Here is a 14,922-nt window from a genome sequence, read left to right as displayed (position 1 = left end):
TCATCGTCAAGATTAAATTCCGAAACCCCTATCTGCGTATGCAGGTAGGGGTTTTGTTTTGCCCGCAAGTAAAGTGCGCTTCGATAAAAAGCCCCACACAGGAATCCCTGGTGGGGCTTTTTCGTACCTGGTGGCTTTAGGCGGCCAGACTAGCCGCCATTGTCTCCCTCTACTGCGCCGTTTGAAGTAGTCACCTCGATCATGCGACGTTTTCCAATAACCTGATAGCTGCGCTCGGATTCCTCTAGATCAGGCTTACGCATCACCAATTGCGCATACAAACCATCCTTGAGGCTGTACCCCCCAAACCAGTCCATCAATCTTCCGATATAGCATTGCCCAGCGACCATGACCGGCATATCACCCACTATCTCGAAGGTGTAATGCCCTGGGCCATAACTGTAGTAGGCGCCGTCGCCTACCCCGGTTGGAGGAATAGGGCAAAGGGGACTGCTCTGATCGCCGATATCTTTCGCTTCGGTTTTGCTTACTTTGCTCAACGCCTGGGTAAGCGCTTCATGTAGCGCATCGTCCAGAGTGGCACTGGAACCGTCGGCTTCATCTTTTTGGACCTTGGGCACCGACAGTTCGTAACGGTAGTTAACAGTCACAATGGGAACTGTACCCGTTACCTTGAGCGGGTTAAGAAGATAGAGCTTATCAACACCGTAATAGCTGACTCGGTAGGCCGCATAAATACGCCCACGCACATTTATCCAGTCGACGGATTGATTCGCCCCACGATCATTAAGGGATAGAAGCGAACTGCCCGATTCAGCGCCCTGAACATCTGTCCTTCTGACAAACCTATCTGCCGAGCGATGAAACGTTTCTATGTACGAAAATAAGCCAGTGCCACCTGCATAAGTATCGACAACAAGATCCCGCCGCCCATCACCGTCCATATCCATCAAGGTGTAAGAGCTATTACCGTACTCGCCAGCGCCCTCAATTTTAGACGCAGTAAGCGCTTTCCATTCATCCCGGGTAACGCCTTGGGGAGTTGTCGTTGGGAATTGAGTTTCGTCGCGATCGCTATCGTTGTCTTTCACATCTGAAAATTGCGTGGTGCCTGTTTTGATCGTCAGTGAGTCAAGCATTCGCTCTAACGGAAATTCTGCATCGGTAGCGCTCGCTGCTTGTATCCCCAGTCGCAAGTCCTCTGATACCTGTCTGTCAACGTCATCAGGTATATAGGCGACTGCCTTGCTCCATTGCCTTTGCAATCCTTGCAAGCGTTCGCGATAGGTTTTATCGAGGCACTCCACGTTTTCAGCGCATTGATCACGGGTTTTAAGCCAGGCGCGTTGGGCCGTTTTCAACTCGGATTGTTCTTGGAGGCTGGACTTGACCAGGCGCCGGTAAGCGCCTCCCATTAGAGTATCCAGTTCATACAGCGCTTTATTGGCACAGATAGTTTTTTCAACGGTGCTAGCCGCTTTTGCGCAGTCCATTCCAGTCGCCAGTGCTTGCTGTGAAGACAGCAAGGCGCAAGCGGACAAAATCCAACGTCCTTTTAAGTGCACAGTAATAAGGCCTTGAGTTTATAAAGTCAGTTTGTCGTGGTTTTGCGCTGGCCGAGTGTGCCTTAAGGCCAGCATCCACGCACCCAAATGCATGTTTATATGCCCAACGCTTCAAGGGAACGCCACTGCTGGCCGATAACCCGAACGGTCGATGTTCTCTTTGTTTGCGGCGACTCACAGATATCCTGCGGGTTGATGAGAAATCGCTTGATAGCCTTTTGCCGCCAGCTATCATCTGCGCGCCGAAAGCGCCGAAAGCGCCGAAAGCGCCGCAGAGCCGTATGTTCGCCTTTGGGTTGTTCTTCTTAAATTGCCTGGAAATCTTCGATGCTGTCGTATCACCAAAAGAGTTTTCTGATCGTCGATGATTTCTCGGATTTCCGCAGCTCCGTCAGGTCCATGCTGCGGGAACTGGGCATCAAGGATGTCGACACCGCTGATACCGGTGAGCAGGCGCTGCGTATGTGTGCGCAGAAGTCCTACGATTTTATCCTGCAGGATTTTCACCTGGGCGATGGCAAGAAGAACGGTCAGCAGGTGCTCGAAGACCTGATGATCGAGAAGCTGATCAGCCATGAAAGTGTGTTTGTCATGGTCACCGCCGAGACCAGTCAGGCAATGGTGCTCAGCGCTTTGGAGCACGAGCCCGACGCTTACCTGACCAAGCCGTTCAATCGCTCGGGCCTGGCCCAGCGGCTGGAGCGACTGGTCCAGCGCAAGACTTTGCTCAAACCGATTTTGCAGGCGCTCGATCGCGGCAAACCGGTCGAGGTGCTCAACGCTTGTATTGCCCTGTGCAAGCAGGACATCCGCTACTCGCCGCTGTGCCTGCGTTATCGCGCCGATGCCCTGCGTGACCTGAACCAGAACGAAGCGTTGGAGCGTCTCTACGACGGCATCATTGCTGATCGGCCGCTGCCTTGGGCGTTTGCCGGGCTGGGCAAGTTGCTGTTCAAGCGTGGTCAGGTCAGCCAGGCCAAAGGTGTCTACGAAAAAGCGCTGAAGGTGTTTCCGATGATGCCAGCGCTCTATGACGGCATGGCCGATGTGCTGGTGGCAGAAGGCGATACCAAAGGCGCCCAGCGCGTGTTGGAGGAGGCTATTCGCCTGTCGCCACTGGCGGTTCGTCGGCAAGCGTTGCTGGGTAAGCTGGCGATGACCAACGAAGATTTCGAGACCGCCTCCAAAGCCTATCGCCAAGCGGTGGCTCAAGGTGCTCAGTCCCGCTTCAAGGATGCGGAAAGCAACCTGGGCCTGGCCCACGCTTTGATCAGCAAGGGCAGCGAAAAGGGCCTCGACACCCGGACCCGACTGGAAATCAACACGACCCTCAGCGCGGTGGCCAAGGAGAACCCTTCCGACCCGGGTCTGCAGATCCGTGCGCGGTTGATGAAAGCCACCAGCCTGCTGCTCAACGACGCCGAGACCGCCGAGAAGCTCACCGAGCAAGCAATGATGCGCCTCGATGGCATGGAGCAATTCATGAGTGCCGAAGCGGCGCTGCTGGTGGCCAAGCAACTGCAAATGCTCGGGCAGGCCACGGCCGGTGCGTCGATGCTGAAAAATTGCGCGGAAATCTACGGTGACGACCCGACCGTCATGCAGGGCATCGCCAAATTGACCGACGACCCGACTATTCTCAACGCCGGTAACGCCGCCGCCGACCTCAACCGTCAAGGCGTGCGCGTGTACAAGACCGGCAACCTGGTGGAAGCGCGGGATGTGTTCCGCAAAGCCCTGGCGTTGCAACCGAAGAACATCAGTATCGCGCTGAACATGGCGCAATCGCTGCTGCACGGCACCGACACCAGTGTCCCGTCGGCGGAACTCGAGGAGTGTCGTGCTTGCCTGAAAACGGTCGGCATGATGCCCGATACCGATGCGCGTTTTTCCCGTTATCAGAAGCTGCGAAGCAAGGCGTTTGGCGAATGAACGACAGCGAACAGGCACTCGATTTCTCCACGGTGATTGCCTCGACCGTGCACGACATGAAGAACTCCCTGGCAATGCTGATGCAGGCCCACAGCCAATGGCTGGCACGCTTGCCCGATCAGCAGCACTCCAGAGAGCAGGGCGTCATCGACTTTGAATTCGCCCACCTCAACGGCATGCTGGTGCAGTTGCTCGGGCTGTATAAGCTCGGCGTCAATCAGATGCCATTGCAGCCGGCCTATCATGAGCTGGATGATTTTATTGAGGCGCAATTGGCCGCACATCAGGAGGTGTTCGCCAGTCGCGGCATCATGGCCACCTATGAAGTGGACCCACTGAGCCCATTGGGTTTCTTTGATCGCGAGCTGATCGCTTCGGTGCTGGCCAACAGCATCAACAACGCGATTCGCTATGCCAGGGACGCGCTGTTGATTACGGTCAGCGATGACGCCGGTCAACTGGTGATCACCATCAATGACGACGGCGAGGGTTACCCGCCCGAGATGATCGAGCGCCAGGCCGATTACGTGCAGGGTATCAATCAAAGCTCGGGCAGCACCGGCCTCGGTCTGTACTTCGCCGGGCGAATTGCGGCGTTGCATCAGCGCAACGGCGTGGGAGGCTATACCCGCATCAGTAATGGCGGCCCGCTCGGTGGTGGCGTTTTCAGTCTTTACTTGCCCTGACACGATCCCCTCTGCGGTTGGTTTTTTGTTCGGCGGTGCTTGATATTCCGAACGGCCGGAGCCTATTTTGTACGGGTCGCCGTTCGCGGCTCGCACAACAACAAGGATTGCGTCATGACAACCGATGGCCAGCGTTCACTCGCTCAGCGATTGACGGGCATTGATGAGATTGAATGTGTCACGCCGGATTTGAACGGCGTACCACGGGGCAAAGTAATGACCGCCGAGGGTTTCCTCGAAGGGCGACGGTTGCAGATGGCGCGGGGTGTGCTGCTGCAATGCATCATGGGCGGGTATCCGCCAGCGCGTTTCTACGGCAGCGATGATGGTGACCTGGCGCTGATTGCCGACCCTGCGCAGATTCATCGCCTGCCCTGGAGCAAACATCCTCGGGCCTTCGCCATTTGTGATGCGGATGAACTGACCGGGGAGAGCTCTTCGCTGTCGACTCGCGGCCAACTCAAGTCCGTCATCGCCCGTTATGCCGCGCGGGGCTTGGCGCCGGTGGTGGCGACCGAACTGGAATTCTTCGTCTTCGCACCCAACACGGACCCGACGCAGCCCTTCCAGCCGCCGCTGGGTCTGGACGGTCGTCGCGAGGATGGTCATTCGGCGTTCAGTGTCAGTTCCAACAACGGCTTGCGTCCATTCTTCAGCGAAGTCTATGAATGCATGGCGGCCCTGGGCTTGCCCCGCGACACGTTCATGCACGAGATGGGCGTCAGCCAGTTCGAGATCAACTTGCTGCATGGCGATCCGCTGTTGCTGGCCGACCAGACCTTCCTGTTCAAGCACCTGCTCAAGGAAGTCGCGCTCAAGCACGGCTTGACGGTGGTGTGCATGGCCAAGCCGTTGGCCCACACACCGGGCAGTTCGATGCACATTCACCAGAGCGTCGTCGAGATCGGCAGCGGCCGTAATGTGTTCAGCGACAAGGCTGGCGAGCCGACGGCGACCTTCCGTCATTTCATCGGCGGTCAGCAGGCCGGCATGGCAGACTTCACCGCGTTGTTTGCGCCGAACGTGAATTCATACCAGCGCTTGTGCCACCCGTTTGCCTCACCGAATAATGCCTGCTGGTCCCACGACAACCGGGCGGCGGGTTTGCGCATTCCGGCCAGCTCGCCGGTGGCCCGCCGGGTGGAGAATCGCTTGCCCGGCGCCGATGCCAATCCGTACCTGGCGATTGCCGCGAGCCTGGCGGCCGGGCTCTACGGTATCGAAAACGAACTGGAACCGAGCGCGCCGATCCAGGGCGAATTCGTGGTGCCGGATAATCTTTCGTTGCCATGTACCTTGCACGCTGCTCTCGAACGTCTGAAACGTAGCCAATTGGCGATGGAACTGTTCGGCAAGGAGTTCATCGAAGGCTACATCGCTTCGAAGACCATGGAATTGACCAGCTTCTTTGATGAAATTACTCCCTGGGAACGGCGTGTTTTAGCAGCCCAGGCCTGACGATCCGTCGTCCTCGGGCTATCGTTTTGCGCTAGCCCGATCCCACTGCAAGGAGCCGCTCGGAACGCCGATGCGCCAAATCTGGAAATCCTTTCGAGCGCTTTATTTCGCCTCGCTGATGATGTTGATCGGCTCTGGCTTGTTAAGTACGTATCTGGGCCTGCGCCTGGCGGCCGACCATGTCGACAGCCTGTGGGTCGGTGCGCTGATGGCGGCCAACTATTTTGGCCTGGTGCTGGGCGGCAAGATCGGTCACCGATTGATTGCCCGGGTCGGGCATATCCGCGCCTATGCAGCGTGCGCCGGGATTGTCGGTGCGGCGGTGTTGGGCCACGGCTTGATTGACTGGCTGCCCGCGTGGCTGTTCCTGCGGGTCATCGTCGGCCTGGGCATGATGTGCCAATACATGGTCATCGAAAGTTGGCTCAATGAGCAGGCAGAGGCCAAGCAGCGCGGCCTGGTGTTCAGCGGCTACATGATTGCCTCGTACCTGGGGCTGGTGTTGGGCCAATTGATCCTGGTCCTGCACCCGGCCCTTGGCCTGGAACTGCTGATGCTGGTCGCACTGTGCTTCGCCTTGTGCCTGGTGCCGGTGGCCCTGACCCGACGCATTCACCCGGCGGCTCTGCATCCGGCGCCGATGGAGCCACGGTTCTTTATCAAGCGCGTGCCGCAGTCATTGAGCACGGTGTTGGGCGCGGGGTTGATCGTCGGTTCATTCTACGGTCTGGCGCCGCTGTATGCCTCGCAGCAGGGGTTGTCCACGGAGCAGGTCGGTCTGTTCATGGGTAGCTGCATTTTTGCCGGGCTGGTGGTGCAGTGGCCGCTGGGCTGGTTGTCCGATCGGTATGATCGGGCGCTGCTGATCCGCTGTTTTGCCTTTTGTCTGGCGTTGGCCGCGTTGCCGCTGGCGATCATGACTGAGGTGCCGCTGGAGGTGTTGTTCATCGCCGGGTTCCTCTGTTCGCTGGTGCAATTTTGTTTGTATCCGTTGGCCGTGGCGTTCTCCAACGACCACGTCGAGGGGGATCGCCGGGTGTCCCTGACGGCGATGCTGCTGGTGACCTACGGTGTTGGCGCGAGTATCGGGCCGTTGGTGGCCGGGGTGTTGATGAAGCTGTTCGGCAGCCACATGCTGTATGCCTTCTTCAGTTTCTTCGCGCTGGTGCTGGTGTGGCGGATTCGCCCGAAAGCAGTGACCAACCTGCACGTGGTCGACGATGCGCCGCTGCATCACGTGGCCATGCCGGACAGCATGTCGAGTTCACCCCTGGTGGCAGCGCTTGACCCGCGGGTCGATGAGCAGGTGGTACAAGACCAGATGCATAATCCGGTTGAGCCTGAACCCGAACCCGAGCCGACACCTGATCCCGAGCCAACTCCAGACGATCCGGAAGACCCGGACGCGGGTCGCGAACAAAGTTTCACCGAGGCCAGGCCTTAAATCGAGGCATAAAAAAACGGGCAGTCACCGCAAGGGACTGCCCGTTTTTTATTGAAGCGCCGTATTACATGTCGTCTTTGTCGAAGCGTCGAGCTTCGCGTTGCAGCTGATAGACGAAGCGCTCGACCTGCCGTTGCACCAGGCCGCTCATGTTGTGAAAGCGCACGCCGGCGAAGGTGGTGGAGATTCTTTCTTCGAAGTGCAGGTAACGCAGTTCAACCGGGGCGGTCATGCTGCCAAAGGGCAGGGCGGCCATGAAGCGGTCGTAGACCTGACCCAGTTGCAGGCTGGAGGTGATGTCGCCCTCGAAGCGCAGCTTGCAGCCGGTGGCAGAGATGTCCAGCAACTTGCCACTGATCGGCGCCTTGAGCTTTTCACCGCCCAACTCGACATTGACCAGTTGCGCCAACTTCAACGCAGCGCGAAAGGCATTGCGGCGCTGGTGGTAAACCACTTCGGAAGGCAGCGCGCCACGATAGCAACGACCACCGCCGGACTCGTCGATAGTCAGCGGGCCGTTGCTTTCCCAGGCAATGCGCACACCGTCATGAAAGCCTTCGACCTTGAAGGGTTCGCCGGCCAGCAGGAAGCGTTCTCCGTCGCGGGGGATCATCTCGTCCAGGGCAATCATGTTGCTGTCACGATCAAGGTCCACCAGATAGCTCTGGAAGCGCTGGCTGCGCTCATGGAACGTGATGATCAGCGGGTCATGGCTGTCTTGCAGCTGCCGAAGGTTGCCGGAGATTTCCAGAGGTGTGGTAAGCACCTTGGGTGGTTGCGGAGCGTCTTCCGCGCTTGAGGCATTGAACACGGTTCATCAATCTCCAGACAAAATAAGACTACTGGCCGGCATTCTGCCAGCATGTTTCGCGTCTTGATAGGGCGTGCTCATGGGCGGGGGGTCAAGCCTGACTGAGCGGACGTGGCTTTGCCATCTTGGCGGTTGATCCGCGAGCATCATAAAGCGCTGGAGGTTCGCCACCGGTGAGGATTTTCAGCTGATTGGCCGTGGCGGCCTGCTGCATCAGGATCGACTGGCCATTCTTGACGTTGGCCGCCTGGCACTGGGCCAGAAGATCGGTCAGCACATCGCTCTGTTCCAGCAACTGGTCGCCAATGCTTGAATGGCTGGCGAGCTGTTCAAGGCCGCTGCGAGTGATGGGCAGGTTGAGGCTGGCGAGGATTTCGCTGCGCTTGCGGCCATGCTGTTCGAGCAAAATGATCAATGCCTGTTTCTGCGCCAGAATCTCTTCGAGCAGTGGCATGTCACGACCGTGCAAGGCGAGGGACTCGGTTTGCAGTAACTCCAGCAAGCGTTGCGCTGGAGCAAAATCGTCGGTGATCAGTTGCAGTAGATTAGTGTCGTGCATGGCTGGCCTTGGGTTTTAAGCGTCCAAAAGCCTGGCGCAGGCGGTGGGCCTAGCGCTGGGCTTCGAAGTTGAGCAGTTTGCTGGCTACACGGCTGCTGTCGACTTTATAGCTGCCATCGGCAATCGCTGCTTTCAACTCGGCCACACGGGCGTTGTCGACGGCAGGCTGATCGCGCAGCTTGTCAGTGACCTTCTGCAACTGTTGAGCCTCATTGCTGAGATGTACCGATTCCCCGCTTTTGACGGTACTGGCCTGTTCGGCCGGGGTATTCAGCGGCGCGGATTTGCCGGCGTCGGCGGTTTCCTTGGCAACGCTGGTACGTGTACTGCCTGTAAGTGACGAGGAGCTGTTTAAACGGCTGAAATCGATGACCATGATAAAAAAACCTCTGGGTATTTGGACGCTTGCCATGTTTTCGGCACTACCTGCGAAAACTTTAGGCTCATTTGTGCAATGAGCTGCATGCGCCAGCGCTGCATGGGCACAGTTTAGGTAACAGCCTGCCAGAGCGCCATAGCTTCACCTCTACATGGACACTTCCACTTGGCCCGGCGCGGTGACTTGCGCCTTGATGACCCGCATGGAATTGAGGTTTTTGACCCGTATTTGCTCGGCCAGGCCGCCATTGGAGAGGGCTTCGCCCGGCATCCGCACACTGAGCGTACCACTGCGGGCGGTGATCACCACCTGATCGCCTTTGCGCACCACTTCCGCCTGTTCCAGATGAACCAGGGTAATGACCTGGTCGCCGACCGTTGGTCGGGTAAGTTTCTGCCCGATGGCCTGGTCAACCGAGGTGAAATAGCCCTGGTTGATCAGGCTGATGTCGCGCTCACGCAAAGCCACATCGCCGGGTTCGATAATCCCGGCGCGCTTGAGCGGGCGAGTGGTGATCACAACGTCGCGAAACAGGCGCACTTGAGCGGGTACGAACACCGTCCAAGGTGAGCTGCCCTCACAGCGGACCTTGACCGTGACCCGGCCAATCGGGGTGGCCGGGCTCTCCAGGCTGGCTGTCAATTCCTTGTCGCACATGGGCATGCGCAGACGCGGATCGAGCTGCTTGACCTCGATTTCATAGCGGCCTTCCGTTTGACTGGTGGCCAGATAGTCTTCTACGGTGAATTCAAGAAAGCCCTGAGTCACGCCGATAAGCATATCAGGCAAGGTAACCGAATCAGCAACGGCAGGGCTGCCAGGGGCTAACAGGCAAACAGCCGACACCACGCACAGCAATTTGCGGTAGTTTGATGTCAGGCGTCGGAAAAATGTCGTTTGTTCGTTCATACGGGTTAAAAAGCAAGCGCCGTGCCGTTTAGTGATGAATGTGCGTCGCAACACAACTTAGCGTTGTTGGTGTAGGAGTCTGGGCATGGCTGGTGTAATGGATTCGGTAAACCAGCGCACGCAACTGGTAGGGCAGAATCGCCTGGAGCTGTTGTTGTTCCGTCTCGACGGCCAACAGCTTTATGGGATCAACGTATTCAAGGTTCGTGAGGTGCTGCAATGCCCCAAACTGACCTTGATGCCCAAGTCCAGTCCCGTCGTGTGCGGTGTGGCAAATATTCGCGGGGCGACCATCCCGATCCTGGACCTGGCGATGGCCACCGGTTCCGGTCGGCTGCTCGACCAAAGCAGTCCCTTCGTGATCATCACGGAGTACAACACCAAGACCCAGGGCTTTCTGGTCCGGTCGGTAGAGCGCATCGTCAACATGAACTGGGAGGAGATCCATCCGCCGCCCAAGGGCACGGGACGCGATCATTACCTCACGGCTGTGACTCGGGTCGACAATCAGTTAGTCGAAATCATCGACGTGGAGAAGATCCTGGCGGAAGTCGCGCCGACACCGGAAGCGATTTCGGTCGGTGTGGTCGATGTCGAGACCCAGCACAAGGCGTTGTCCTTGCGGGTGTTGACGGTTGATGACTCGTCGGTGGCGCGCAAGCAGGTCTCGCGTTGCCTGCAAACGGTCGGCGTCGAAGTGGTGGCGTTGAACGACGGTCGGCAAGCGCTGGATTACCTGCGCAAGCTGGTTGATGAGGGCAAGAAGCCCGAAGAAGAGTTCCTGATGATGATTTCCGACATCGAGATGCCGGAGATGGACGGGTACACCCTGACGGCGGAGATCCGCAGCGACCCGCGCATGCAAAAGCTTCATATCATCCTGCATACTTCGTTGTCGGGTGTGTTCAATCAGGCGATGGTCAAGAAAGTCGGTGCCGATGACTTCCTGGCCAAATTCCGGCCTGATGACCTGGCATCCCGGGTAGTCGACCGGATCAAAGCAGCAGATATCAGCTAGGGGCCTTTTGCCCCTGGCGGTCAACACGATTTAAGAGGCGGTATCTTTGTCTACAGGTAATTTGGATTTCGAACAGTTCCGGGTCTTCCTGGAGAAAGCCTGTGGCATTTTGCTCGGTGAAAACAAGCAGTACCTGGTCTCGAGCCGTCTCAATAAACTGATGGAACAGCAGGGCATCAAGTCCTTGGGTGAGCTGGTCCAGCGCATCCAGACCCAGCCGCGCAGCGGTTTGCGCGAGATGGTGGTCGATGCCATGACGACCAACGAAACCCTGTGGTTTCGTGACACCTATCCGTTTGAAGTCTTGAAGAACAAGGTGCTGCCCGAAGCGATCAAGGCAGCTCCCGGTCAACGCCTGCGCATCTGGTCGGCGGCTTGTTCGTCGGGCCAGGAACCGTATTCGTTGTCCATGTCGATCGACGAGTTCGAACGGACCAACATGGGCCAGTTGAAGATGGGTGCGCAGATTATTGCCACCGACCTGTCCGGCACCATGCTGACCAACTGCAAGACCGGCGAGTACGACAGCCTGGCGATCGGCCGCGGTCTGTCGCCCGAGCGCCTGCAGCGTTACTTCGACCCGAAAGGGCCGGGACGCTGGGCCATCAAGGCGCCGATCAAGAGCCGCGTGGAATTTCGCTCGTTCAACTTGCTGGACAGCTACGCGGCCCTGGGCAAGTTCGACATCGTGTTCTGCCGCAACGTGCTGATCTACTTCTCCGCCGAGGTGAAGAAAGACATCCTGTTGCGCATCCACAGCACGTTGAAGCCGGGCGGTTATTTGTTCCTTGGTGCTTCCGAAGCGCTGAACGGTTTGCCGGATCATTACCAGATGGTCCAGTGCAGCCCGGGGATCATCTATCAGGCGAAGTGATGCGAAAGCGGCAGCCATAAAAAACGGGAGTCCTCAGGGGCTCCCTTTTTTATGCGTGATGATTTTCCGCAAACACCACTGACCTTAATGTGGGAGCGGGCTTGCTCGCGAAAGCGGTGGGTCAGGCAATGAATCGAGCGACTGACCCACCGCTTTCGCGAGCAAGCCCGCTCCCACAGGGGGGAAGTGTTGCCCGTGGGAAAGCGGCAGAAAAGCGGCAGCCAGCGGAAACCCGTTGCCGCTTTTCTGGCATTGCCGCTTTGCCGATGCCCGCAAAGCCCCGGTTTACGGGCTTTTTTGAATTGGCACGCCGCTTGCTATGTTCATGTTACGAAAAATCAGGTCACCCGAAGGTTTCCCGACATGAGCATCAGCTTCGATAAAGCGCTCGGTATCCACGAACAAGCCCTGGGCTTCCGCGCCCAGCGTGCCGAAGTCCTGGCCAACAACATCGCCAACGCCGACACCCCGAACTACAAGGCTCGGGATCTGGATTTCTCCAAAGTGCTTGCCGCACAGAACGAGAAGACCAAGGGCGGTACTTTCGCCTTGAACATGACCAACAGCCGTCATATCGAAGCTGAAGGACTGGGCAATGGCGACGAGTCGCTGCTGTATCGCACGCCGATGCAACCGTCGATCGACCAGAACACCGTGGACGCCCAGCTTGAGCAGTCGAATTACGCGGAAAACGCGGTCGGCTTCCAGGCCAGCTTCACCCTGCTCAACAGCAAATTCAAAGGGCTGGTTTCAGCCCTGCGTGGAGAGTAAGTCATGTCACTTGCCAGCGTTTTCAACATTGCCGGTAGCGGCATGAGTGCCCAGACCACTCGCCTGAACACCGTCGCCTCGAACATCGCCAACGCCGAAACCGTTTCGTCGAGCATCGACCAGACCTATCGCGCCCGTCACCCGGTGTTCGCCACCATGTTCCAGGGCGGCCAGAGCGGCGGCAGTGATTCGCTGTTCCAGAATCAGGACGCCGCCGGCCAAGGCGTGCAAGTGCTGGGTGTGGTCGAAGACCAGAGCAACCTTGAAGCGCGCTACGAGCCGAATCATCCGGCGGCTGACGCCAAGGGCTACGTCTACTACCCGAACGTCAACGTCGTCGAAGAAATGGCCGACATGATTTCCGCGAGCCGTTCGTTCCAGACCAACGCCGAAATGATGAACACCGCCAAAACCATGATGCAGAAGGTCCTGACCCTCGGTCAGTGATAAGGGGCGACTCAGATGAGTGTTACCGATTCCACCAGCGGCCTCAGCATTAACGACATCCTGGCCAACTCTTCGGTCAAAACCAATACCACCAACGATGGCCTTGGCTCCGTGGCCGGCGCCGCGACCGGTGGCCAGACGTTGGGCAAGGATGCGTTCCTGCAATTGCTGGTTACTCAGCTCAAAAACCAGAACCCGCTGGACCCGCAGGACAACAGTGCGTTCGTCGCCCAGTTGGCCCAGTTCAGTAGCCTGGAAGGGATCACCACGCTCAACAGCACGGTCAGCTCGATCGCCGGCAACTACAGCTCTTCCCAGGCATTGCAGGCTTCGTCCCTGGTCGGCCGTTCCGTGATCGTGCAGACCAACAATATCCAGGTCGACGATCCGACCAAGCCTGTCAACGGCTCGGTGAACCTGACGTCGTCGATTGCCAGCGGCACCGTGACCATTGCCGACAAAGACGGCAAGACGGTTCGTACCATCGACCTCGGCACCCGCGCGGTCGGCAGTTCCAGCTTTACATGGGATGGCAAGGATTCGAGCGGCAACCCCGTTCCGGTCGGCGCTTACACCATCAAGGCCAGTGCACCGGTCAACGGCACGGCGACGGACCTGGCGGTTTACCTGCCGGCCACCGTCAACAGCGTGACCCTCAGCCAGACTGGCGGCGAGCTGATGCTCAACCTCGCCGGCCTGGGCCCGGTTGCCCTGTCCAAAGTTCAAACCATTGGTATATAGAGCCGACTAATCCGGCACAAAGGAGTGGAATATGTCTTTCAATATCGGCCTTAGCGGTCTCTATGCAGCCAACAAACAACTGGACGTGACCGGCAACAACATCGCCAACGTCGCGACCACCGGTTTCAAATCCTCCCGTACCGAATTTGAAGACGTCTACTCGGCGACCAAACTCGGCAGCGGCAGCCAGGTCGTCGGCAGCGGCGTGCGCCTGGCCAACGTGTCCCAGCAGTTCACCCAAGGTGACATCAACAACACCGGTAACGTGCTGGACATGGGCATCAACGGTTCTGGTTTCTTCACCCTGAACAACAACGGTTCCACGTCCTACACCCGTAACGGTACGTTCAAGGTCGACAAGGACGGTTTCATCACCAACACCGATTACACGTCCCGCCTGCAAGGCTACGGCGTGGATGCCAACGGCAAGATCATCAACGGCGTGTTGACCGACCTGAAACTCGACACCTCGAACCTGGCGCCGAAGACCACTTCGACCGTGACGTCGACAATCAACCTGAACTCGACGGCTGCGGTCATCGACGATACCGTCCCGGCCGGCAAGTTCGACCCGACGCTGACGGCGACCTACACCAAGTCGTTCAGCACCCCGATCTATGACAGCCAGGGCAACCAGCACACCATGGATCAATACATGGTGAAAACCGGTTCCAATACCTGGAAGGTCTACACCCTGGTCGACGGCCGCAACCCGGATGCTACCGGCAGCGACCCGAAAGTCACTGCCCCGGTAGCTTCGACCCTGTCGTTCGATACCAACGGTAAGTTGACTCAGGTCAGCACGCCTGATCCGGCGGGCGGTGCTACTCCAATCATCAGCAGCGATCTGACGATGAAAAAATGGATACCAGGCACCGTCACCAATGGTGTCTGGAAAGCCAACGGCGCGGCCGCCAACCCGGCAGGCGTGACCATCTCCATGGCCAATACCACCCAGTACAACGCCGACACCGCGCGTTCGATCCCGACCCAGGATGGCTACGCCACCGGCCAGATCACCAACCTGACCATCGACGGCACCGGCACCCTGTTCGCCAACTTCAGCAACAACCAGAGCAAGGCCATCGGCCAGGTTGCGCTGGCCAGCTTCACTAACGAACAAGGCCTGCAAGCGATTGGCGGCACCAGCTGGAAAGAGACGTTCGCTTCGGGTATCCCGGGCTACGACGCGCCGGAAACCGGCACTCTGGGTTCCATCCAGTCCAACTCCCTGGAAGAGTCCAACGTCAACCTGACCAACGAACTGGTCAACCTGATCAAGGCGCAGAGCAACTACCAGGCGAACGCCAAGACCATCTCCACCCAGAGCACCATCATGCAGACCATCATTCAGATGACCTGATGTT

The 14,922-nt window shown here is 58.1% G+C and carries 15 protein-coding genes; 10 read left to right on the top strand and 5 right to left on the bottom strand.

The genetic code is table 11. From position 1 onward, the window contains the following. Window positions 1–149 precede the first annotated feature (149 nt). Window positions 150–1,454, bottom strand: coding sequence for a lysozyme inhibitor LprI family protein (locus BK665_RS16195; RefSeq protein WP_259699609.1), 1,305 nt, complete (start codon window positions 1,452–1,454; stop codon window positions 150–152). Between the two features lie 399 nt (window positions 1,455–1,853). Here BK665_RS16195 and BK665_RS16190 point away from each other — a divergent pair, with 399 nt between their 5' ends. The 4 genes from BK665_RS16190 (at window position 1,854) to BK665_RS16175 (ending at window position 7,046) form a co-directional block, all read left to right on the top strand. Continuing rightward, the gene (locus tag BK665_RS16190; RefSeq protein WP_123407143.1) at window positions 1,854–3,458 is read left to right on the top strand and encodes a tetratricopeptide repeat-containing response regulator; all 1,605 of its coding nucleotides are present in this window, start codon (window positions 1,854–1,856) and stop codon (window positions 3,456–3,458) included. Further along, window positions 3,455–4,144: a sensor histidine kinase gene (locus BK665_RS16185; RefSeq protein WP_123407141.1), complete on the top strand. Its 690-nt coding sequence runs from the start codon at window positions 3,455–3,457 to the stop codon at window positions 4,142–4,144. Before BK665_RS16190 ends, BK665_RS16185 begins: the two co-directional genes overlap by 4 nt. A 216-nt stretch (window positions 4,145–4,360) precedes the next feature. Beyond that, window positions 4,361–5,602 (top strand): glutamine synthetase family protein, encoded by a 1,242-nt coding sequence (locus tag BK665_RS16180; protein WP_185076538.1) that lies wholly within the window; start codon window positions 4,361–4,363, stop codon window positions 5,600–5,602. Window positions 5,603–5,672: 70 nt separating this feature from the next. Next, entirely contained in the window at window positions 5,673–7,046 is a 1,374-nt protein-coding gene (locus BK665_RS16175; RefSeq protein WP_123407137.1) for an MFS transporter, read from the top strand. Between the two features lie 64 nt (window positions 7,047–7,110). Here BK665_RS16175 and BK665_RS16170 read toward each other — a convergent pair whose 3' ends face one another. The 4 genes from BK665_RS16170 to flgA all read right to left on the bottom strand — a co-directional run bounded on the left by BK665_RS16170 (window position 7,111) and on the right by flgA (window position 9,704). Continuing rightward, on the bottom strand, window positions 7,111–7,857 hold the full coding sequence (locus tag BK665_RS16170) for a flagellar brake protein (RefSeq protein WP_123407135.1): 747 nt from the start codon (window positions 7,855–7,857) through the stop codon (window positions 7,111–7,113). A 91-nt stretch (window positions 7,858–7,948) separates the two neighbouring features. Then, window positions 7,949–8,416, bottom strand: coding sequence for a flagellar protein FlgN (locus tag BK665_RS16165; RefSeq protein WP_123407133.1), 468 nt, complete (start codon window positions 8,414–8,416; stop codon window positions 7,949–7,951). 49 nt (window positions 8,417–8,465) lie between these two features. Beyond that, entirely contained in the window at window positions 8,466–8,792 is a 327-nt protein-coding gene (gene flgM / locus BK665_RS16160) for a flagellar biosynthesis anti-sigma factor FlgM (protein ID WP_123407131.1), read from the bottom strand. Between the two features lie 150 nt (window positions 8,793–8,942). Then, window positions 8,943–9,704 carry a flagellar basal body P-ring formation chaperone FlgA gene (gene flgA, locus BK665_RS16155; protein ID WP_123407129.1) on the bottom strand — a complete coding sequence of 254 codons (762 nt, stop codon included), beginning with the start codon at window positions 9,702–9,704 and terminating at the stop codon, window positions 8,943–8,945. An 85-nt stretch (window positions 9,705–9,789) separates the two neighbouring features. On the opposite strand from flgA, the gene BK665_RS16150 reads away from it, so the two are divergent. From BK665_RS16150 to flgE, 6 genes are all read left to right on the top strand, one after another. Beyond that, window positions 9,790–10,722: a chemotaxis protein CheV gene (locus tag BK665_RS16150; protein WP_123407127.1), complete on the top strand. Its 933-nt coding sequence runs from the start codon at window positions 9,790–9,792 to the stop codon at window positions 10,720–10,722. A 46-nt stretch (window positions 10,723–10,768) separates the two neighbouring features. Beyond that, window positions 10,769–11,596 carry a protein-glutamate O-methyltransferase CheR gene (gene cheR / locus BK665_RS16145; RefSeq protein WP_123407125.1) on the top strand — a complete coding sequence of 276 codons (828 nt, stop codon included), beginning with the start codon at window positions 10,769–10,771 and terminating at the stop codon, window positions 11,594–11,596. A gap of 363 nt (window positions 11,597–11,959) precedes the next feature. After that, window positions 11,960–12,367: a flagellar basal body rod protein FlgB gene (flgB, locus tag BK665_RS16140; RefSeq protein ID WP_027923954.1), complete on the top strand. Its 408-nt coding sequence runs from the start codon at window positions 11,960–11,962 to the stop codon at window positions 12,365–12,367. Between the two features lie 3 nt (window positions 12,368–12,370). Beyond that, entirely contained in the window at window positions 12,371–12,814 is a 444-nt protein-coding gene (flgC, locus tag BK665_RS16135; protein WP_046046514.1) for a flagellar basal body rod protein FlgC, read from the top strand. A 15-nt stretch (window positions 12,815–12,829) separates the two neighbouring features. After that, complete coding sequence (gene flgD / locus BK665_RS16130; RefSeq protein WP_123407124.1) at window positions 12,830–13,555, top strand: flagellar hook assembly protein FlgD; 726 nt, start codon at window positions 12,830–12,832, stop codon at window positions 13,553–13,555. 31 nt (window positions 13,556–13,586) lie between these two features. After that, entirely contained in the window at window positions 13,587–14,918 is a 1,332-nt protein-coding gene (gene flgE, locus BK665_RS16125; protein ID WP_123407122.1) for a flagellar hook protein FlgE, read from the top strand. Window positions 14,919–14,922 lie beyond the last annotated feature (4 nt).

It is taken from the genome of Pseudomonas frederiksbergensis, from assembly GCF_003732665.1.
Classification (GTDB): domain Bacteria; phylum Pseudomonadota; class Gammaproteobacteria; order Pseudomonadales; family Pseudomonadaceae; genus Aquipseudomonas; species Aquipseudomonas frederiksbergensis_G.
Note: the sequence above shows the minus strand (reverse complement) of the source record. Positions and strands in the feature narration are given on the sequence as shown.